The following is a 20,195-nucleotide window of genomic DNA, read 5'->3' on the forward strand; positions in this document are numbered from 1 at the left end:
GATGCATCGCCGATGGTAGTGTGGGGTTTCCCCATGTGAGAGTAGGTCATCGTCAAGATTAAATTCCAGAATCCCTGTCTGCTCACGCAGATGGGGATTTTGTTTGTGCGCTCGAAAAATATTCTTGATCCAAATAGCTGAATATTTGCGCTGAACCCCGCATGCGCTAGTAATCAAATCCTCAGTCATAAGCCCAAGCGTGACTAAGCTCACTTGCTTCTTAACGGATGTTGTTACGCTCTGTGTCAGTGTCTTGAAGCGTGAGCAGGCCAGTAAATAACCGTTTTAGTCATTCGCGTAAGGCTTGATAGCACTTGGCGAGACAGAGGCAAGTATGACTCGCAACATCCTCGTTACGGGTGCCGCGGGGACCGGCACGACTACCTTGGCCAGAGCCTTGGCGCACGAACTGCGTGCGACACATCTGGAGGCCGATGATTTTTTGTGGCTACCCAGTAACCCGCCTTATCAACATCAGGTCGAAAAAGCGCAGCGGTGTGAGCGTTTACTTCATGAGATGCGCCGCGCAAGCCGGGCAGTTGTCGCTGGCTCGATAATGGGTTGGGGCTGCGCACTTGAGGACACTTTTGATCTCGTGGTGTTTCTATACCTCCCCGTTGACCTGCGCTTAGAACGACTAACGCTGCGGGAGGTGACGCGTTTCGGTCATGTAAAACCAGAGTTTTTAGCCTGGGCTGCTCAATATGACAACGGCGCTGCACCTGGACGAAGTTTGGCCCGTCATCAGGACTGGCTTTCTAAACGTACTTGCCCTGTTATCAGGCTGGTAGGTGATATGTCCGTTACTGATCGGCTACATCTCACAAACGACGCTATTGATATCGCCAGCCGTAAGCTCCCCATTATTTGAAGGCATATTGAGCGCGTACGTGCCTTGCGTTGCACCCAGATGACTGGGCGATGTTAAGGTTCGCCTCCGGGTTTTTAATCTTCTCCAAAGGATGCCGATATGTCGGTTGCTACGCCCCTCAATGCGGGCTTTATGGTGGTTCACGGTAACCGGCTTGATGAACTGCGCAGCCTGGTCGTGAGCTGGATGCGCATGTATCCCTTGGCACCTTTGGAAAATGAAATAGCGCTGGTGCAGAGCAACGGGATCGCGCAATGGCTCAAGTTGGCCCTCGCAGAAGATGCTCAGGATGATGACTTGGGTGGTTGTGGCATAGCTGCTGCGATTGATGTCCAATTGCCCGGAACATTTTTGTGGCAACTCTATCGTCTGGTGCTGGGCAGCGAACAAATCCCTGCTAAGTCATTGCTCGACAAGGCTCCGTTAACCTGGCGCCTGATGCGCTTGTTACCGGCACTGATTGATCTGCCGCATTTTGAGCCGTTGCAGCGCTTTCTTACCCACGACACAGACCTGCGCAAACGCTATCAACTCTCAGAGCGGCTCGCGGATCTGTTCGACCAATATCAGGTTTACCGCGCGGACTGGCTGGAAGACTGGGCTGCTGGCCGCCATCAATTACGCAATGCACGGGGTGAAACGCCTGCCTTGAGCCCGGCCAACTGCTGGCAAGCCGAGTTGTGGCGTGCCCTGTTGCTGGACGTAGGGCAAGAGGGCATGGCCCAAAGTCGGGCGGGTGTTCATCAGCGTTTCATTGAAAAAATCAACAGCCTCGAACAAGCCCCTTCCGGCTTACCCGCCAGGGTGATTGTGTTCGGGATTTCTTCTCTGCCCGCGCAAGCGCTCGAAGCATTGGCAGGTCTCGCACGTTTCAGTCAGGTATTGCTATGTGTACACAACCCTTGCCGCCACCATTGGTCTGACATCGTTGCAGACAAAGATCTGCTGCGTCATCAGTACAAACGCCAAGCGCGCAAAGCGGGAATGCCTACAGTACTGGACGCGGATATCCTGCATCAGCACGCCCACCCGCTACTGGCTGCGTGGGGCAAGCAGGGGCGCGACTACATCAATCTGCTCGACAGTTTCGACGACCCCAACAGCTACCGTTCCGCGTTCCGGGATGGTCGGATTGACCTCTTCAGTGAAGTTGAACCGCGTAATCTACTTAACCAATTACAGGACGACATCCTTGAGCTTCGCCCGCTCAATGAAACACGCGAGTGCTGGCCTGCCATTGAGCTGGAGAAAGATCAGTCAATTCGTTTTCACGTTGCCCACAGCGCGCAACGTGAAGTCGAGATCCTTCACGATCAACTACTCGCACGATTCAGTGAGAATCCGGATTTACAGCCGCGGGATGTGATCGTGATGGTGCCGGATGTCGACAGCTATGCGCCGCACATTCGCGCGGTGTTCGGGCAGATCGAGCGTAATGACCGCCGCTTTATTCCTTTTACCTTGGCCGACCAGGGCCAGCGCGGGCGTGACCCTCTTCTGATCGCGATCGAGCACTTGCTCAAGTTGCCTGACAGTCGATTCCCGGTCAGCGAAATTCTAGACCTCTTGGACGTGCCGGCCTTACGTGCCCGATTCAACGTACAAGAGCGCGACTTGCCTACGTTGCACCGTTGGATTGAAGGCGCCGGCATTCGCTGGGGCTTGAATGCCGAACAGCGTGAAGGGCTAGGCCTGCCTGCGCACCTGGAGCAGAACAGTTGGCGTTTCGGATTGCGCCGTATGTTGCTCGGCTATGCCGTTGGCAGTGGCGAAGCCTGCGATGGTATTGAGCCTTACGATGAAATCGGTGGCCTTGATGCCGTCCTGATTGGCCCGCTGGTCGCCTTGCTAGATGCCCTTGAAATCGCCCATCAAGAACTCTCGCAACCTGCTTTGCCGCAGCAGTGGGGCGAACGTCTGCAAGCCCTGATGCAGTTGTTTTTTCAGGCCGAGACTGAGCACGACGATTACCTGCTGGCCCAGCTCGAAGAGCTGCGCGAGAACTGGCTGGAAACCTGCGAACTTGTGGGTCTGGACGATGAGTTGCCGCTGACGGTCGTGCGCGAAGCGTTGCTGACCGGGCTGGACCAAGGCAAACTTTCGCAGCGCTTTCTTGCGGGCGCGGTCAACTTCTGCACCTTGATGCCGATGCGAGCCATTCCGTTCAAGCTCGTGTGCTTGCTGGGGATGAATGACGGTGACTACCCGCGTGCCCAACCGCCGCTGGACTTCGACTTGATGGGCAGCGATTACCGCCCCGGCGACCGTTCTCGCCGTGAAGACGACCGTTACCTGCTGCTTGAAGCGCTATTGTCCGCCCGCGATCAACTGTATATCAGCTGGGTAGGCCGCAGTATTCGCGACAACAGTGAGCGTCCGGCCTGCGTGCTTATCGGCCAGCTTCGTGACCACTTGGCCAGTGGCTGGACACTCTCAAGCGGTGCGGACCTGCTTGAAGCCATGACCCAAGAGCATCCGCTTCAACCCTTCAGTGCCCGATATTTCCACGAAGGTAATCCCCAACTGTTCAGTTACGCCCGTGAATGGCAGCAACTCCATGAGGCACAACCCGAGCATGCGGCACCCGCGATGCTATCGGCCCATCACCAGGAAGAACCGGTCAACCTGACTCAGCTACAAGACTTTTTGCGTAATCCTGTGCGTCACTTCTTTAGTCAGCGCCTGAAGGTTTACTTTGAGGCGGCAGAAGTGCCTTTGGCAGATGAGGAACCGTTCGTGCTTGATGCGCTGGAGCGTTACACCCTGAGCGATAGCTTGCTCGAAGCCGCGCTGGCACAACCCGATCAACTCGAACAAGCGTTGCATACCCGCGCCCTGCGGTTACAGGGCAGCGGTTTGTTGCCTATGGCCGGTTTTGGCGAGTCATTGCAGCAGGAGTTGATCGAGCCACTGCCTGACGTGCTCCAGCGTTATCAGCAATTGTTGAGTCTTTGGCCGACGCCCTTGAACAGCGCCTTGCCGGTCAGCTTTGCAGAGCAAGGCCTGATCCTTGAGGGCTGGTTGAGTAATCTGCACCAACGTAGTGATAACGGCTTACTGTCCATCACGACGATTCCTAATAGCATCGGGGGCATTAAAACCCGTAAGTGGCATCGGTTGACCCGACCGTGGGTCAACCACTTAGCGGCCTGTGCCAGCGGGTTAGACATGTCCACGGCGTTGGTGGCCAGCGATGACACCTTGCTCCTTGCGCCGCTTGCCCCCAAACAGGCAGGCGACATTCTCGCCAACCTGCTTCTAACGTGGAGAATTGGCATGGGGCGCCCGCTGCCTGTCGCCGTGAAAACAGCCTTTGCCTGGTTAGCCCAACCCGACGCTGCCAAAGCCGCTGCGGCTGCGCAAAAAGCCTATGAAGGGGACGGCCAGACCAGTGAAGGTGAGCGCCGGGAAAGCGCGGCGCTGTCTCGTCAGTTCCCTGACTTCGCTGCACTCATGGCCGGTGGGGAGTTTGAAGAGTGGTGTGACGCACTTTATCGGCCACTGTTCGAAGCGTCGTGGCGGTCCTTGACGGCCGAGGAGGCTCGCTAATGAATGCGCATGCACTTCCTTTGGCATTGTCCTTTCCGCTACGCGGCAGCCAACTCATTGAAGCCAGTGCTGGCACTGGCAAAACCTTCACCATTTCGGCGCTTTACCTGCGCCTGATTCTAGGGCACGGCTCGCAAGCAACAGGCTTTGGACGCGAACTCTTACCGCCACAAATACTGGTCGTCACCTTCACCGATGCCGCGACCAAAGAACTGCGCGATCGCATTCGTACACGTCTTGCTGAAGCAGCGCGTTTTTTTCGGGACGAAATTGAAGCCCCGGACACCTTGGTCGCACAATTGCGCGAAGCGTTCGAGATCGAGCAGTGGGCAGGTTGTGCCGGGCGTCTGGATATCGCAGCGCAATGGATGGACGAAGCGGCGGTTTCCACCATTCACAGTTGGTGTCAGCGCATGTTGCGTGAGCATGCTTTCGACAGCGGCAGTCTGTTCACGCAAACCCTCGAAACCGATCACAGCGACCTGCTGGGCGAAGTGCTACGCGATTACTGGCGACTGTTCTGCTACCCGATGCAGGGCGATGCCTTGAATTGGGTGCGCTCAAACTGGAGCGGTCCCGCTGCTTTATTACCAAGGGTCCGTGCTTTGTTTGGTAGCTCGCGAGCGGCTCAACACCCCGAGCAAACACCGGCCGAAATGATTGAGGCCTGTTTGCACGAACGCCGCCAGGCGCTGTTGCAGCTCAAAACCCCTTGGTTGCAATGGGCTCAAGAGTTACGTCAGATATGCCTGCAAGGCGTGGCTGATAAAGCTGTCGATGGCCGAAAAATGCAGGCGCGCTACTTTGAACCCTGGTTTGAAAAACTCAGCGCGTGGGCGGCGGATGAGTCACTGGAGCAGCTGGATCTGGGCACAGGTTTTACGCGCCTGACCCCGGACGGCATGGCCGAAGCCTGGAAAAAAGGCGCCCCCCCGCAGCACCCAGCCTTGGATGCTATGCACGACCTCAAAGCAGCGCTCGATGCGTTGCCAAGCCCGGATGCGGCGGTGTTGGAGCACGCTGCACATTGGGTGAGTACACGTTTTGAGGAGGAAAAGCGCCGTCGCGCCGAGATGGGCTTCGATGACATGCTCGTGAGGCTGGACACTGCCTTGCAAGCAGAAAGCGGTGAGCGTTTGGCGACCCTGATACGCGAACAATTTCCGGTAGCGCTGATTGATGAGTTTCAAGACACCGATCCTGTGCAGTACCGCATTTTTGAAACCATTTATCGCATTCAGGCCAACGACCCCGACACGGGTCTGTTCATGATCGGCGACCCTAAACAAGCCATCTACGCGTTTCGCGGTGCGGACATCTATACCTACTTGCGTGCTCGTCACGCCACCCGTGACCGGTTGCATACGCTGGACACCAACTTCCGTTCCAGCCATGCGATGGTCAGCGCGGTTAATCATGTGTTTGAACGTGCCGAATATCGAGACACCGGCCGAGGTGCGTTTCTATTTCGCGAAGGGTCTGAAAACCCTGTGCCCTTTGTTTCAGTTAAATCCCAAGGCCGCAAAGAAGTCCTACAGATTGAGGGCCAGCCCGTCCCGGCCATGAACCTCTGGCAACTGCCCGCCGAGCAACCCCTCAGCGGAGCGGTTTATCGCCAGCAACTGGCGGCCGTGTGCGCCAGCCAAATTGTAGAGCTGCTCAACGGCGGCCAGCAGGGACGCTGCGGTTTTGCCAAAGACGGTGAAGCCTTGCGCGGCGTCTTGCCCGCCGACATCGCCATCTTGGTGCGCGATGGTAAAGAAGCTCAGGCGGTACGGCGTGAATTATCGACCCGTGGCGTGCGAAGCGTGTACCTGTCAGATAAGGATTCAGTCTACGCAGCTCAGGAAGCACATGATGTGCTGGCATGGCTCAAAGCCTGCGCCGAGCCTGACGTCGAACGGCCGCTGCGGGCCGCGCTGGCTTGCATCACGCTGGACTTGCCATTGATCGAACTGGAGCGTCTGAATGAGGACGAACTGGCGTGGGAATCGCGAGTCATGCAGTTCCGCGGCTACCGGGACATCTGGCGCAAGCAAGGCGTACTGGCCATGCTGCGCCGCTTGCTGCACGACTTCCAATTGCCTCAAGCGTTGATGACCCGCACGGAGGGCGAGCGAATACTGACCAACGTCTTGCACCTGTCCGAGTTGCTGCAACAAGCGGCCGGCGAACTGGACGGCGAACAGGCGCTGATTCGGCACTTGGCCGAGCATTTGGCGTTGTCGGGCCAGGCCGGTGAAGAACAAATTCTGCGACTCGAAAGCGACGAGCAATTGGTCAAGGTAGTGACCATTCACAAGTCCAAGGGGCTGGAATACCCGTTGGTGTTCCTGCCCTTTATCTGCTCGACCAAGCCTGTGGATGGCAGCCGTCTGCCACTGCATTTTCACGATGCCGCCGGCCACGCACAGGTCAGTTTGAAACCGACACCTGAATTGATCACTCAAGCCGACGATGAACGCCTGGCTGAAGATTTGCGCTTGCTCTACGTGGCACTCACCCGCGCACAACATGCCTGCTGGCTGGGCGTGGCCGACCTGAAACGAGGCTACAACAACCGCTCGGTGTTACACGCCTCAGCCCTGGGCTATTTGCTCGGCGGGGGTGCCCTGTTGACCGAATCGTCAGGGCTGGAGCGCTGGCTTGCGGACTTGCAACACGATTGCCCGGCGATTCACTGCCAAGCCGCTCCGGCCCCCAGCGAAGCCCACTTTTACCCGCCACACAATTCGGCCACGTTGCTCAAACCGCTGACTCCGACACGCCGTGCAGCTGAAAACTGGTGGATTGCTTCCTACAGTGCTTTACGCATTGGTGACAGCCTCAGCGCTGGTGAAGCGCCGGAAAGTGCCTTGGCACAAAAGCTGTCAGATGATGAGCGCTTGGACCCTGATGCACCGCGCGATGTGTTGCTCAGCGGCGGTGATATCCACCGTTTCCCCCGTGGGCCAAATCCTGGGACGTTCTTGCATGGCTTGCTTGAGTGGGCGGGCAGTGAGGGTTTCAAGGCGCAACCCGCGGCTATCGAAGATGCTGTCGCACGGCGTTGTAATCGGCGTGGCTGGGAAGGCTGGATCGACACCCTGAGCGAGTGGTTGGTGCATCTGCAAGATGAACCGCTGCGTCTGAACAATGGCCAACCGGCTGTGGTCCTTAGCCAGCTGACGCAGTATCAGATTGAAATGGAGTTTTGGTTTGCCAGCCACAACGTCGACGTGCTGCAACTCGATCAACTGGTGCGTCAGCACACGCATGGCGGGGCTGCGCGCGCAGGGGCCGAGCCGAGCCTGCTTAATGGCATGTTCAAAGGTTTTATCGACCTGACTTTCGAACACGAAGGGCGGTATTACGTGGCTGATTACAAATCCAACTGGTTGGGCGCAGACGATACGGCTTACACCGAAGAGGCCATGACGGCCTCCATTCTGGACAACCGTTACGACCTGCAATACGTGCTGTACCTGTTGGCCTTGCACCGCCAGCTCAAGGCGCGGTTGGCAGATTACGACTACGACCAACACATGGGCGGTGCGTTATATCTGTTTTTACGTGGTACGCGTTCTCAAGGGCAGGGCGTATTTTTTACGCGACCACCCAGAATTCTGATTGAAAGCCTGGATCTGATGTTTCAGGGCAAGCCTCGGCCAATACCGGCGGCCCCCGCGTGGGAACAGGGAGTGTTGTTATGAGTCGCTCGTTTGCCGAACTGTTACCCACGCCGTTGACGGCCGAGAGCCTGGCGCAACTGCAACCTCTGGATCGCGCCGCAGACTTGCTGCTGTTGCTTGAACGCTGGGTGGAGCGCGGCTGGCTGCGCGCGCTGGATAAAGCGTTTGTCGCTTTTCTTCACGAGCGGGCGCCGCAAGGCGATCCGCTGGTACTGCTGGCAGCGGCGTTGACCAGCCATCAGTTGGGCCACGGCCACGTATGTCTTGACCTGTTTGAAACCCTTAAAGCGCCTGACTTTGCGCTGTCTTTGCCGCCTGAGGGGGACGTGCAAACCGGCGCCATGCTGTTGCCCTCGCAACTGCTGGAAGCGTTGGAGGGCGACGCATGGTGCACGGCATTGCAGGCCAGTCCACTGGTTGAGCACGCGGGCTTCTCGACGGCCGATGCCGCCAGTCGCCCCTTGGTGCTGAGCGAACGGCGTTTGTATTTGCGGCGTTATTGGGCGTACGAGCGACGAATCGACAGCGCCTTGCGTCAACGTCTGACCACGGTGGAGGTTACCCCGGCTGATTTGCCTGCACGTCTGAACAACTTATTCGGCAGCCCCAAAGCGAATGCGCCGATAGATTGGCAAAAGCTGGCATGTGCCTTGGCCACGCGTGGCGCATTCAGCATCGTAACGGGCGGGCCGGGTACCGGTAAAACCACCACCGTGGTGCGTTTGCTCGCGCTGTTACAAGCACCGGCTGTTGAAGCCGGTGCGCCGCTGCGTATTCGCCTTGCCGCACCCACGGGCAAAGCGGCCGCACGTTTGACCGAATCCATCAGCCTTCAGGTCAAATCTCTGGAAGTGGACGACACGCTACGGCAAAAAATCCCCAGTGATGTGACCACCGTTCACCGCCTGCTCGGCAGCCGTCCGGGGACACGGCATTTTCGCCATCACGCGGGCAATCGCTTGCCGCTGGACGTACTGGTCGTCGACGAAGCTTCGATGATCGACCTCGAAATGATGGCAAACCTGCTCGATGCGCTGCCTGATCATGCGCGTCTGGTGTTATTGGGCGACAAGGACCAGTTGGCCTCGGTTGAAGCCGGTGCGGTACTCGGTGATCTGTGTCGCGACGCTGAAGCAGGCTGGTACAGCCCCTCTACCCGAGCATGGCTGGAGCAGATCAGCGGCGAACACCTGGCGGGCAGTGGCTTGCAAACGGACACCGAGGGTTCGCATCCCTTGGCCCAACAAGTGGTGATGCTGCGTCACTCGCGGCGTTTTGGTGAAGGCAGCGGCATCGGGCAGCTCTCCCGTCTGGTCAACCAGCAGCAGGCTCAAGAGGCCCGCGCGTTACTGGCCTCTGGGGAGTATGCGGACCTGTCTGCGTGGCCACTGAGTGGCGAGCAAGACAAACGCTTTGAACGTTTGGTGCTTGAGGGCTGCGGGGACGAAGCCAAAGGCTATCGGCATTACCTGAATGTCTTGCGCGAGCAACGCCCTGTGGCAGGTGCGCCCCTCGAAGACCCTTGCTGGGCGGCATGGGCGGGCACCGTACTGAACGCATTCGAAGGGTTTCAAGTGCTCTGCGCCGTGCGAAAAGGCCCGTGGGGTGTGGAGGGTTTGAACGAGCGCATTACGCGCGCGTTGTTTGCCCGCCAACTGATAGACAGCGACCAGCAGTGGTACGAAGGGCGCCCGGTGCTGATGACCCGCAACGACTACGGGCTGGGTCTGATGAACGGCGACATAGGCATCGCCCTCAAACTCCCTGAGCGCGAAGGGCACGATGAGCGTCAGGTTTTACGCGTGGCGTTCGCGCGCAACGATGGTCAGGGAGGTATCCGTTTTGTGCTGCCAAGCCGTCTGAATGATGTTGAAACGGTGTACGCCATGACCGTGCATAAGTCTCAAGGCTCGGAGTTTTCTCATACCGCTTTGGTACTGCCCGAGGCGCTCAACCCGGTGTTGACCAAAGAGCTGATTTACACCGGCATCACGCGGGCCAAGCACTGGTTCAGCCTGGTAGAACCCCGTGCGGGCGTGTTTGAAGGCGCGGTGTTGCGCAAGGTCAAACGCCTGAGTGGCTTGATGCTGGGGTTAGGTTAAGTCGGGCAAGCGAAACGACGGCAGGGCGGGTGCCATAACGTGACGTGTATCACAGCCTATACAAGGGCTGTGCTATCGTTGCGGCATCATTCCTACAAAGATCACAGAGAATTCCTGCATGGATGTGGCTGCCTCGTCTTCCGAGCAGCGTGGTGGTGTGCGGCGATGGCTGCTTTCACTCTGCTTGTTTCTGTTGAGCACTCCCTGCTTTGCCCAACCTGAAACCCCGATCAGTTTGGCTGAACAGCGTGCCAAGGCCGTGACGCAAGTGGTACTCGGCATACTGAGCTACGCACGCTGGCCGATTGAACCCGCTCAATTGCAACTGTGTGTGGTCGGCCCCACCGAATACACCGATGACCTGCTCAAAGGCGCCACGCAATCCAGTGGCAGGCAGGTGTTCGTCCGCCGTTTGTTGGTGAACAATCCGACCATAGCCGACGACTGTAATGCGCTGTATTTGGGAAAGCTCTCAGACGAAGAGCGCAGCAGCCTGTTCAATGCACTTACGGGGCATGCGGTGCTGAGCATCAGTGAGGGCGGCGATCAATGCACGGTCGGCACGCTGTTCTGCTTGCGTGTGGCCGATGAGCAAGTGTCCTTTGAAGTGAACCTCGACTCCGTCGCCCGCAGCGGCGTGCGCATTCATCCCAGCGTGTTGCAGTTGTCGCGCCGCAGGGCGGCACAACCATGATCGCGCTCAATAACACCAAGCACCGACGCAGCTTGCGCTCTGTACTTAGCCGTGGGCATTTGGGGCTGGCGATGGTGGCGGTGACGATGGCCAGCGTGTCGTTGACCATCCTGGGCGTGATTGCACTGAAGGTGTACGCCGACCACAACTTGCACCTGATCGGGCGCTCGATCAACTACACCGTCGAAGCCGCAGTGGTGTTCGATGACAGTGCGGCAGCCACCGAAGCACTGGCCCTGATTGCGTCCACCGAGGCGGTGGCCGAGGCCAAAGTGTTTACCGCCGATGGTGAGCTGCTGGCGCAATGGAAGCGTCCGGAAACAGACCTGCTGTCTAAAGTCGAAATGCTGCTGGCCAACAGTTTGCTCGCACAGCCCGTCACTCTGCCGATCCTGCATCAGGGGCAAGAAGTGGGCACCGTCACGCTCAGGGGCCACGGCGCCAACATGCTGCGGTTCTTGATCAGCGGCCTGCTCGGCATCCTGGTGTGCACGGTGTTGAGCGCCTGGAGTGCATTGTTTTTGTCCCGGCGCTTGCTCAATGGCATTACGGGGCCACTTCGTCAGTTGGCCGATGTTGCTCACGCGGCGCGCCGTGAACGGGCCTTCGACCGACGTGTACCTGCGGCCAACATCAAAGAGTTGAATAATCTGGGCAATGACTTCAATGCGCTGCTTGATGAGTTGGAGTCCTGGCAGAGCCACTTGAAGCATGAGAACGAAACCCTGGCGCATCAGGCCAGTCATGACTCGCTGACCGACCTGCCCAACCGCGCCTATTTTGAAGCACGGTTGGCGCGCACATTACGTGCTCTGAGCAAGGCCAACGAAAAAGCCGCTGTGCTGTTTCTCGACAGTGATCGTTTCAAAGGTATCAACGATACCTATGGCCATGCCGCAGGTGACGCTGTATTGGTGGCCGTGGCCACGCGTATCCGCGCCCAATTGCGTGAAGAAGACCTGGTGGCGCGTTTGGGCGGTGATGAGTTCGCAATCCTGCTGACGCCGCTGCACAAGACCGAAGACGCCGAACGTATCGCTGACAAGATCATTGCCAGCATGTTGGCGCCGATTGTTTTGCCCGATCAGACGCAGGTGGTGACCTCGCTCAGTATCGGCGTTGCGGTTTACCCCGAACATGGTGCCACCCCGGACTCCCTGCTCAATGCCGCCGATACCGCGATGTACCAGGCCAAGCGGATGGACCGGGGCGGCCAACACCTTGCGCAAGTGCAGCAGCTTGCGTCCCCCGCAAATACAAGGAGCTAGACACCTATGCGTGCTTTTACCCAGCGTTACTTACAGTTTTTTGGCTTCACCCTGTTGCTGGCGACGCTGGCATTGAGCGGTTGCCAGACGGCCCCGCAAAAAGGCCTGAGCCCGGCGCAAATCGCTGTGCTCAAACAGCAGGGTTTTGAGTTGACTGACGAAGGCTGGGCGTTTGGTTTGTCGGGTAAAGTGCTGTTTGGCAGCGACCTTGAAGTGCTGAACGCGCAAAGCCAGGAAATCGTTGAGCGCATTGGCACTGCGCTGCTGGCGGTGGACATCCAGCGCGTGCGCGTGGACGGACACACCGATGCTTCGGGGCAGGAAGCCTACAACGAACAGCTGTCTGTGCGCCGTGCCAACAGTGTGGTCAAAGCGCTGACAAAGGTCGGCATGCGTCCTGAAAATATCCAGGTGCGTGGCCTGGGCAGTCGTGAGCCTGTCGCTTCGAATAAAACCCGCGCCGGGCGCACCGAAAACCGCCGGGTCGCGATTGTCGTCATCGCCGACTAAACCCACTGCCTGGCGCACATAAATACGGCAGCCGCTGACGTGTAATGCGCGGCGACGTCCGGGCGCGTAGCGGCCGTAAAGTGATTCAAAGCGGAGCGGCTGATACGCCGCAGTCACCCGCTATACGACCGCTGCGCGGCCGATTGAGCCGCGTACCTTCGGTCCGTCTCAATCCGCAAACTTTAACTCCCGCGTTTCGCCCAGCAGCAACGGGCCGTTAAGCTCCGTCACCTCGCGGATGTAATCCCACAGCAAGGTGATGCGTTTCAACTTCCTCAAGTCCTCGCGGCAGTACATCCAGAACTGCCGCGTGAGGTTGATTTCGTTCGGCAATACCGGCAGTAAACGTGGATCTTGCGCCGCCAAAAAGCACGGCAGGATGGCCAATGAGCGCCCTTGCTGTGCGGCGACGTATTGCGCGATCACGCTGGTGCTGCGCAGGTTGGCGCTGGCGCCGGGCAGCACATTGGCCAGGTACAGCAACTCGGAGCTGAACGCCAGATCGTCGACGTAACTGATAAACGGATGCTCGGCCAAGTCTGAGGCCCGCACAATCGGTGGATGTGCGTCGAGGTATTGCTGCGTCGCGAACAGTTGCAATCGGTAGTCACACAATTTGCAGCACACGTACGGCCCATGTTCCGGGCGCTCCAGCGCAATCACGATATCGGCCTCGCGCTTGGACAGGCTGATGAAGTGCGGCAGCGGCAGGATATCCACCGAAATCGCCGGGTAGGTGTCCACAAAATGGCTGAGCTGCGGCGTGATAAAGAAACTGCCAAAACCCTCGGTGCACCCCATCCGCACATGCCCCGACAACGCCACGCCCGAGCCTGAAACCTGCTCGCACGCCATGTGCAGCGTGCTCTCGATGGACTCGGCATACCCCAGCAAACGCTGGCCTTCGTTGGTTAACGTGAAGCCATTGGTGCGCGACTTCTCAAACAACAAGGTGCCGAGTGCGGCTTCCAGCGAACTGATGCGTCGAGACACTGTGGTGTAGTCCACCGCCAGTCGCTTGGCGGCGGTGCTGGCTTTACGGGTACGGGCCACTTCGAGAAAAAACTTCAAGTCATCCCAGTTCAATGCGCTTAACGATGTGATGTTTTTTTGCATGTTAGACCGGCTTTTATGTGCGTTCTTATTAGAAGAACGCACACCTATACTCCAAAAACAGTCCCGCGACCAACCCGGCGCCCGCTCCCATAAGAATAATTTCGGAGACTTTCATGACGGCTTCTACCCCGTATCAAAACGCCCGCCTGCTGATTGATGGTGAGTGGATCGAGTCGCAGACCACCGAGTGGCACGACATCGTCAACCCGGCCACTCAGCAAGTATTGGCCAAAGTGCCGTTTGCCACCGCCAGTGAAGTGAACGCAGCGATTGAAGCGGCCCAGCGCGCCTTCCAGACCTGGAAGCTGACGCCGATTGGCGCGCGCATGCGCATCATGCTCAAGCTGCAAGCACTGATTCGTGAACACTCCAAGCGCATTGCCGCCGTCCTTAGCGCCGAACAAGGCAAAACCATTGCCGACGCCGAGGGCGATATTTTCCGTGGGCTGGAGGTGGTTGAGCACGCGTGCTCCATCGGCACCCTGCAAATGGGCGAATTCGCTGAAAACGTTGCGGGCGGGGTGGACACCTACACACTGCGCCAGCCAATTGGTGTGTGCGCAGGCATCACGCCCTTCAACTTCCCGGCCATGATCCCGCTGTGGATGTTCCCGATGGCGATAGCCTGCGGCAACACCTTCGTGCTCAAACCGTCGGAGCAGGACCCGCTGTCGACCTTGATGCTGGTAGAGCTGGCGCTCGAAGCCGGGGTGCCGCCGGGGGTGCTCAACGTGGTTCATGGCGGCAAGGACGTGGTCGATGCGCTGTGCACCCACGCCGATATCAAGGCCGTGTCGTTTGTCGGCTCAACCGCCGTCGGTACCCACGTGTATGACTTGGCCGGTCGTCATGGCAAACGTGTGCAATCAATGATGGGCGCCAAGAACCACGCCGTGGTGCTGCCCGACGCCAACCGCCAACAAACCCTCAATGCACTGGTGGGTGCCGGTTTTGGCGCAGCCGGTCAGCGCTGCATGGCCACCTCTGTGGTGGTGTTGGTGGGCGCGGCCAAGCAATGGCTGCCAGACCTCAAGGCGCTGGCGCAAAAACTCAAGGTCAACGCGGGCAGCGAGGCGGGCACCGACATTGGCCCGGTGATCTCCAAGCGTGCGAAAGAGCGCGTGCTGGGGCTGATTGAGAGCGGTATCAAAGAAGGCGCCACGCTGGAACTCGATGGTCGCAACGTCAGCGTGCCGGGTTTCGAGCAAGGCAACTTTGTTGGCCCGACCCTGTTTTCGGGCGTAACCACCGACATGCAGATCTATACCCAGGAAATCTTTGGCCCTGTGTTGGTGGTGCTAGAGGTCGATACGCTTGACCAGGCCATCGCGCTGGTCAACGCCAACCCTTTCGGTAACGGCACGGGTTTGTTTACCCAAAGCGGTGCGGCGGCACGTAAGTTTCAGAGCGAAATCGACGTCGGGCAGGTCGGTATAAACATTCCGATCCCGGTGCCGGTGCCGTTCTTCAGCTTCACCGGTTCGCGAGGTTCCAAGCTGGGGGATCTGGGGCCGTACGGCAAACAAGTCGTGCAGTTCTACACCCAGACCAAGACCGTCACCAGTCGTTGGTTCGACGATGACAGCGTGAATGATGGCGTTAACACCACCATCAATCTTCGTTGAGGAGCGCGTCATGAAAATTGCATTTATAGGCTTGGGCAACATGGGCGCACCGATGGCGCGCAACCTGCTGAAAGCCGGGCATTCTTTGAATGTGTTTGATTTGAACCCTGCTGTTCTGGCCGAGCTTGCTGCCCAAGGCGGTCATATCAGCGCCTCACCGCGTGCAGCGGCGCAAGGTGCTGAACTGGTGATCACGATGCTGCCGGCAGCCGCGCATGTGCGCAGCGTATGGCTGGGCGACGAGGGCGTTTTGGCGGGCATAGGCGAGGGTGTTCCGGCAGTGGATTGCAGCACCATCGACCCGCAAACCGCGCGCGATGTGGCAGCCGCAGCGGCCAAACAAGGTGTGCACATGGCCGATGCGCCGGTGTCTGGCGGCACCGGTGGCGCTCAGGCGGGTACGTTGACCTTTATGGTCGGCGCGCAGCAGGCGCTGTTCGACACCTTGCACCCGGTACTCGCTCAGATGGGGCGCAACATCGTCCATTGCGGGGATGTGGGCACCGGCCAAGTGGCTAAAATCTGTAACAACCTGCTGCTGGGCATCTCAATGGTGGGTGTCAGTGAAGCCATGGCATTGGGCGCGGCGCTGGGCATCGACACGCAGGTGCTGGCCGGGGTGATCAATAGCTCGACGGGCCGCTGCTGGAGCTCTGAAGTCTATAACCCGTGGCCGGGCATCGTGGAGACGGCCCCTGCATCGCGTGGTTACACCGGCGGTTTTGGTGCCGACTTGATGCTTAAGGATCTGGGGTTGGCCACCGAGGCGGCACGTCAGGCGCACCAGCCCGTGGTGCTGGGCGCCGTGGCTCAGCAGTTGTATCAGGCCATGAGTTTGCACGGCGAAGGCGGCAAAGATTTCTCGGCCATCATCAATAGCTATCGCAAGCCTGAATAAGGACTTTTCCGGGAACCCGCGTCGGGCGGGCTTCCCGGTTTTTTGCGTCGAATAAAAAACCCCGGAACTCAACGAGCGCCGGGGTTTTTATGTGTCTGAGGCACGTTTAACGCAGAGTGGCCAATGGCTTGCCGGTGCGCAGACGCAGCAGGTAGAAGACATAAATGATCAGCAGCCAAACCGGGATCGCATACACCGAGGCGCGAACGTCGGGGATCATCCAGATTACGGCGACGATCACGGCCATGAAGATCAGGCACACGATGTTGCTCAATGGCGACCAAAAGGCTTTGAACGAAGGCACCACGCCTTGCGCGGCCATCGCTTTACGAAACTTGATATGGGTGAGGCTGATAAGTGCCCAGTTGATCATCAGTGACGCAACCGCCAGCGAAAACAGCAACTCCAGCGCCTTGTGCGGTGCCACATAGTTCACTACCACGCACAGCATCGTCACCAGCGCCGACACGCCCAGTGCCCGCAACGGCACACCGTTTTTGGTCAGTTTCATCAGCGCTTTGGGCGCATCGCCCTGTTTGGCCAGGCCAAAGAGCATGCGGCTGTTGCAGTACACGCCGCTGTTGTAGACCGACAGCGCTGCGGTCAGCACCACAAAGTTGAGGATTTGCGCTGCGGTGTTACTGCCGATCAACGCGAATATCTGCACAAACGGGCTGCCGCTGTAAGCATCGCCGGATGCACCCAGGGTCACCAGCAGTTGATCCCACGGGTACAGCGCCAGCAGCACGGTTAGCGCGCCAACGTAGAAAATCAGCACCCGGTAAACCACCTGGTTGATGGCCTTGGGGATGACTTTTTTCGGTTCGCTGGCTTCGGCGGCAGTGATGCCCACCAGCTCCAGCCCGCCGAACGAAAACATGATGAACGCCATTGCCATCAACAGGCCGGTGCCACCGTTGGGAAAGAAGCCGCCGTGGCTCCACAGATTGCTGATCGACGCTTGCGGGCCGCCGGTGCCGCTGAACAACAGATAGCACCCGAGGATGATCATGCCGACAATCGCCACCACCTTGATGATGGCAAACCAGAATTCCATTTCGCCGAAGACTTTCACGTTCAAGGTATTGATCAGGTTGACCAACACAAAGAACACCACCGCGCTGACCCAGGTCGGCACTTCAGGCCACCAGAACTGGATGTATTTGCCCACAGCGGTCAGTTCGGCCATGCCCACCAGTACGTACAACGCCCAGTAGTTCCAGCCCGACAAAAAGCCGGCGTAACCGCCCCAATACTTGTGCGCAAAGTGACTGAACGAGCCTGCGACCGGTTCTTCGACGATCATTTCGCCCAGCTGGCGCATGATCAAAAACGCGATAAACCCGGCAATCGCATAGCCAAGGATCATCGACGGTCCGGCCGATTTGAGTACGCCCGCCGAGCCGAGAAACAGCCCTGTGCCAATGGCGCCGCCCAAAGCAATCAGCTGGATATGGCGATTTTTCAAGCCGCGCTTGAGTGTGATGGGGGGAGCGTTGTGGTCAGCCATCAGGTGCCCTGTTCGTTGTTGTTTTCGGCGCGCAAAGAAAATCAGGCCGGGTGTCAGCCAGCCCTCTGCACAATGAAGTGCGCGATAGTACCCCCGGTAAAAATGCAGGCATACCGTTGTGCGGGTTTTCGGGCCAATTCTTACTGGATTACAAACCCGATAACGCCTTCAGGAGTGCCTGCGCATAGGCGGGTAAGTGCGCAAACGAGCGGGCACACAGCAGCAGCTTGCGAGCGGCCCACGGCTCGTTCAGTTCAACCACTTTAAAGGTGCGCGGTGCTTGCCAGCGCTCGATAGTGGCGCGCGGCACAATCCCCAGTCCGGCACCGCGGGCGACCATGCGCAATACACCGTCAAAACCTTCGGCCCGAATACGCGTCTGCATGCGATAACCGCAGTGCAGTGCTTGTTCTTCCAGGTACACCGCCAGTGCGCTGTGGGCCGCCAAGCCGACATACGCGTGGCTCAGCGTGGCCGTGAAACTCAGCCCGTGTTGCTGCGCCAAGGGATGGTCGAGCGGGATCACCAGCATCAGTGGGTCATCGCGAAACGCCACGGTTTGCAGGTCTTGGGTGTCGACGGCGTCAGAAATGATCCCGATGTCGCCAGCGTCCTGACGCAGCGCGTGGGTGATGCGCAAGCTGGTCAACTCTTGCTGATCGACACTGATGTGAGGGTGTTGGTGCACAAAGTCGGCCAGCAGTTCGGGCAAGTATTCAGTGAGTGCGGCGGTATTGCACAGCAAACGCACGCGGCCTTTGAAACCTTGTGCGTACTCGCTCAAATCATGGTTCATGCGCTCGACCTGTTGCAGCAACAACCGGGCATGTTGCGCCAGTGCCTGACCGGCGGGCGTGGGGCTGATTCCGCGTCGGCTGCGCTGCAATAATTCAACGCCTAGCGAGGCCTCGATTGCCCTGATTCGCGCGCTGGCGGCGGGCAGCGATAAATGACTGAGGCTGGCGCCCGCAGTGATGTTGCCTGCCTGCACGATGTTCACAAACAGGCGTAGATCAATCAGGTCGACGTGCATCACGGGTGTCCTGTTTCTTGTCGGCGCAGCCTTCGGTCAGTGTCTGCCTATCGCTGGACAATAGGCTACCTCTAGCAATTGCGCATTTTCAGCGGGTATCGGGTGGCTCAGCATACGCCCATGAAAACATTAATCGAGTTTTACCAAACGCTGGGCTGGGCCTTGTCATTGCTGGTGATGGTCACCTTTTTACTGGCGGGCACGGTCAAAGGCATGATCGGTCTGGGCTTGCCAACGGTCGCGATGGGGATGCTGGGTTTGGCTATTGCACCGCCACAGGCTGCGGCGTTACTGATCATCCCGTCGCTTGTGACCAATACTTGGCAATTGGCCGCAGGCGGGGAGTTGCGGGGGCTGATCAAGCGCTTGTGGCCGATGCAGGTGGGCATTTTCGCGGGCACTGGCTTCGGCATGCTGTGGCTCAGCGTCGATGGCGGCAGCGGGGTGGTCCGGGCCTTGGGCGCAGCGTTACTGCTGTATGCGCTCAGCGGATTGCTGTTGCCTGCCTTGCGCGTGCCGCTCGCCCATGAAGCTTGGCTTGGGCCGCTCTGCGGGGTAGTCACGGGCCTTATCACCTCGGCCACCGGCGTGTTTGTGATCCCGGCGGTGCCGTATTTGCAAGCATTGGGGCTGAGTAAGAATCAGCTGGTGCAAGCCTTGGGATTGTCCTTTAGCGTCTCCACATTGGCTCTGGCTGCCGGGCTTTATGGGCGCGGCGGCCTGGGAGGCGGTGAGCTGACTGCGTCGTTGCTGGCGCTGTTGCCTGCCATGGCGGGCATGTGGCTGGGGCAATGCTTGCGTCAACGCGTGAGTGCCACGCTGTTCAAGCGGGTGTTCTTTATCGGCATGGCGCTGTTGGGCACCCACCTGTTGATCAGCGGTTAGCGCAAGACGGGCTGAGCATGTCGATCATGCGCACTTCAAAGTCGCGGGCGAGGTAGTCCATGCGGGTCTCGAAAAACTGCTTCATGTGGGGCAGGTTTTCGTGCACGGCGAGGTGTTCGCGTGATTGCCAGATCTCGTAAAAGATGAACAGGCTCGGGTCTTGCTGATCGCGCAGCATGTGGTATTCGATGCAGCCCGGTTCAAGGCGACTTGGCGCAACATATGAGCGAAACAGCGCTTCAAAGTCGTCGGATTTCTCGGGTTTGGTGTAGGCGTGCAGAATAAATCCGTGCAATGAACTCATCAGGTTGGCTCCTCTCATCAGTGGTTTTAAAAGGCTACGGCAACAATCGAGCTGGTATTCGTGCTTTTAGAGCAAATGTCATTTGCTCAGGCACGGGTGTTTCCTAAAGGAGAGGCTCGATAGTGTGGCGGTCACTTTTAAACGTTTAACACCCAACGC

14 protein-coding genes are annotated in these 20,195 nt (G+C 58.5%); 10 read left to right on the plus strand and 4 right to left on the minus strand.

From position 1 onward, the window contains the following. Positions 1–334 precede the first annotated feature (334 nt). The 7 genes from ACP7A4_RS20650 to ACP7A4_RS20680 all read left to right on the plus strand — a co-directional run bounded on the left by ACP7A4_RS20650 (position 335) and on the right by ACP7A4_RS20680 (position 12,665). Positions 335–871 carry an AAA family ATPase gene (locus tag ACP7A4_RS20650; RefSeq protein WP_426248089.1) on the plus strand — a complete coding sequence of 179 codons (537 nt, stop codon included), beginning with the start codon at positions 335–337 and terminating at the stop codon, positions 869–871. A 99-nt stretch (positions 872–970) separates the two neighbouring features. Then, on the plus strand, positions 971–4,420 hold the full coding sequence (gene recC / locus ACP7A4_RS20655; protein WP_426248091.1) for an exodeoxyribonuclease V subunit gamma: 3,450 nt from the start codon (positions 971–973) through the stop codon (positions 4,418–4,420). Next, positions 4,420–8,112, plus strand: coding sequence for an exodeoxyribonuclease V subunit beta (gene recB / locus ACP7A4_RS20660; RefSeq protein WP_426248093.1), 3,693 nt, complete (start codon positions 4,420–4,422; stop codon positions 8,110–8,112). Before recC ends, recB begins: the two co-directional genes overlap by 1 nt. Next, complete coding sequence (recD, locus tag ACP7A4_RS20665) at positions 8,109–10,193, plus strand: exodeoxyribonuclease V subunit alpha (protein ID WP_426248095.1); 2,085 nt, start codon at positions 8,109–8,111, stop codon at positions 10,191–10,193. Before recB ends, recD begins: the two co-directional genes overlap by 4 nt. A 118-nt stretch (positions 10,194–10,311) precedes the next feature. Beyond that, complete coding sequence (locus ACP7A4_RS20670) at positions 10,312–10,887, plus strand: YfiR family protein (protein WP_203303641.1); 576 nt, start codon at positions 10,312–10,314, stop codon at positions 10,885–10,887. Beyond that, positions 10,884–12,155: a diguanylate cyclase domain-containing protein gene (locus ACP7A4_RS20675; protein ID WP_059762661.1), complete on the plus strand. Its 1,272-nt coding sequence runs from the start codon at positions 10,884–10,886 to the stop codon at positions 12,153–12,155. The genes ACP7A4_RS20670 and ACP7A4_RS20675 overlap by 4 nt, the downstream gene beginning before the upstream one ends. A gap of 6 nt (positions 12,156–12,161) precedes the next feature. Continuing rightward, positions 12,162–12,665: an OmpA family protein gene (locus tag ACP7A4_RS20680; protein ID WP_048365927.1), complete on the plus strand. Its 504-nt coding sequence runs from the start codon at positions 12,162–12,164 to the stop codon at positions 12,663–12,665. A gap of 168 nt (positions 12,666–12,833) precedes the next feature. Here the strand turns inward: ACP7A4_RS20680 and ACP7A4_RS20685 are convergent, their stop codons facing one another. Beyond that, positions 12,834–13,781 carry a LysR family transcriptional regulator gene (locus ACP7A4_RS20685; protein ID WP_059762659.1) on the minus strand — a complete coding sequence of 316 codons (948 nt, stop codon included), beginning with the start codon at positions 13,779–13,781 and terminating at the stop codon, positions 12,834–12,836. Between the two features lie 113 nt (positions 13,782–13,894). On the opposite strand from ACP7A4_RS20685, the gene ACP7A4_RS20690 reads away from it, so the two are divergent. Together ACP7A4_RS20690 and mmsB are read left to right on the plus strand one after the other, a co-directional pair. Next, complete coding sequence (locus ACP7A4_RS20690) at positions 13,895–15,406, plus strand: CoA-acylating methylmalonate-semialdehyde dehydrogenase (protein ID WP_203303634.1); 1,512 nt, start codon at positions 13,895–13,897, stop codon at positions 15,404–15,406. Between the two features lie 10 nt (positions 15,407–15,416). Next, on the plus strand, positions 15,417–16,304 hold the full coding sequence (gene mmsB, locus ACP7A4_RS20695) for a 3-hydroxyisobutyrate dehydrogenase (protein ID WP_059762655.1): 888 nt from the start codon (positions 15,417–15,419) through the stop codon (positions 16,302–16,304). 106 nt (positions 16,305–16,410) lie between these two features. Here mmsB and ACP7A4_RS20700 read toward each other — a convergent pair whose 3' ends face one another. Next, a complete protein-coding gene (locus tag ACP7A4_RS20700; RefSeq protein WP_048365938.1) occupies positions 16,411–17,814 on the minus strand; it encodes an amino acid permease in 1,404 nt (467 codons plus the stop codon). A 148-nt stretch (positions 17,815–17,962) separates the two neighbouring features. Then, on the minus strand, positions 17,963–18,847 hold the full coding sequence (locus tag ACP7A4_RS20705; protein WP_426248097.1) for a LysR substrate-binding domain-containing protein: 885 nt from the start codon (positions 18,845–18,847) through the stop codon (positions 17,963–17,965). A 120-nt stretch (positions 18,848–18,967) separates the two neighbouring features. On the opposite strand from ACP7A4_RS20705, the gene ACP7A4_RS20710 reads away from it, so the two are divergent. Next, positions 18,968–19,732, plus strand: a complete 765-nt coding sequence (locus ACP7A4_RS20710; RefSeq protein WP_059762648.1) for a sulfite exporter TauE/SafE family protein — start codon at positions 18,968–18,970, stop codon at positions 19,730–19,732. On the opposite strand, the gene ACP7A4_RS20715 is transcribed toward ACP7A4_RS20710, so the two are convergent. After that, complete coding sequence (locus tag ACP7A4_RS20715; RefSeq protein ID WP_059762646.1) at positions 19,722–20,036, minus strand: putative quinol monooxygenase; 315 nt, start codon at positions 20,034–20,036, stop codon at positions 19,722–19,724. The two genes, ACP7A4_RS20710 and ACP7A4_RS20715, sit on opposite strands and share 11 nt — an antisense overlap. Positions 20,037–20,195 lie beyond the last annotated feature (159 nt).

Origin of the sequence: Pseudomonas sp. TWR3-1-1, assembly GCF_049896545.1 — a bacterium.
In the GTDB taxonomy this organism is placed as follows: Bacteria; Pseudomonadota; Gammaproteobacteria; order Pseudomonadales; family Pseudomonadaceae; genus Aquipseudomonas; species Aquipseudomonas weihenstephanensis.

Coding starts and splice junctions, on each gene's coding strand:
- ACP7A4_RS20650 (WP_426248089.1), top strand. CDS start 335: ATGACTCGCAACATCCTCGTTACGGGTGCCGCGGGGACCGGCACGACT.
- recC (WP_426248091.1), top strand. CDS start 971: ATGTCGGTTGCTACGCCCCTCAATGCGGGCTTTATGGTGGTTCACGGT.
- recB (WP_426248093.1), top strand. CDS start 4,420: ATGAATGCGCATGCACTTCCTTTGGCATTGTCCTTTCCGCTACGCGGC.
- recD (WP_426248095.1), top strand. CDS start 8,109: ATGAGTCGCTCGTTTGCCGAACTGTTACCCACGCCGTTGACGGCCGAG.
- ACP7A4_RS20670 (WP_203303641.1), top strand. CDS start 10,312: ATGGATGTGGCTGCCTCGTCTTCCGAGCAGCGTGGTGGTGTGCGGCGA.
- ACP7A4_RS20675 (WP_059762661.1), top strand. CDS start 10,884: ATGATCGCGCTCAATAACACCAAGCACCGACGCAGCTTGCGCTCTGTA.
- ACP7A4_RS20680 (WP_048365927.1), top strand. CDS start 12,162: ATGCGTGCTTTTACCCAGCGTTACTTACAGTTTTTTGGCTTCACCCTG.
- ACP7A4_RS20685 (WP_059762659.1), bottom strand. CDS start 13,781: ATGCAAAAAAACATCACATCGTTAAGCGCATTGAACTGGGATGACTTG.
- ACP7A4_RS20690 (WP_203303634.1), top strand. CDS start 13,895: ATGACGGCTTCTACCCCGTATCAAAACGCCCGCCTGCTGATTGATGGT.
- mmsB (WP_059762655.1), top strand. CDS start 15,417: ATGAAAATTGCATTTATAGGCTTGGGCAACATGGGCGCACCGATGGCG.
- ACP7A4_RS20700 (WP_048365938.1), bottom strand. CDS start 17,814: ATGGCTGACCACAACGCTCCCCCCATCACACTCAAGCGCGGCTTGAAA.
- ACP7A4_RS20705 (WP_426248097.1), bottom strand. CDS start 18,847: ATGCACGTCGACCTGATTGATCTACGCCTGTTTGTGAACATCGTGCAG.
- ACP7A4_RS20710 (WP_059762648.1), top strand. CDS start 18,968: ATGAAAACATTAATCGAGTTTTACCAAACGCTGGGCTGGGCCTTGTCA.
- ACP7A4_RS20715 (WP_059762646.1), bottom strand. CDS start 20,036: ATGAGTTCATTGCACGGATTTATTCTGCACGCCTACACCAAACCCGAG.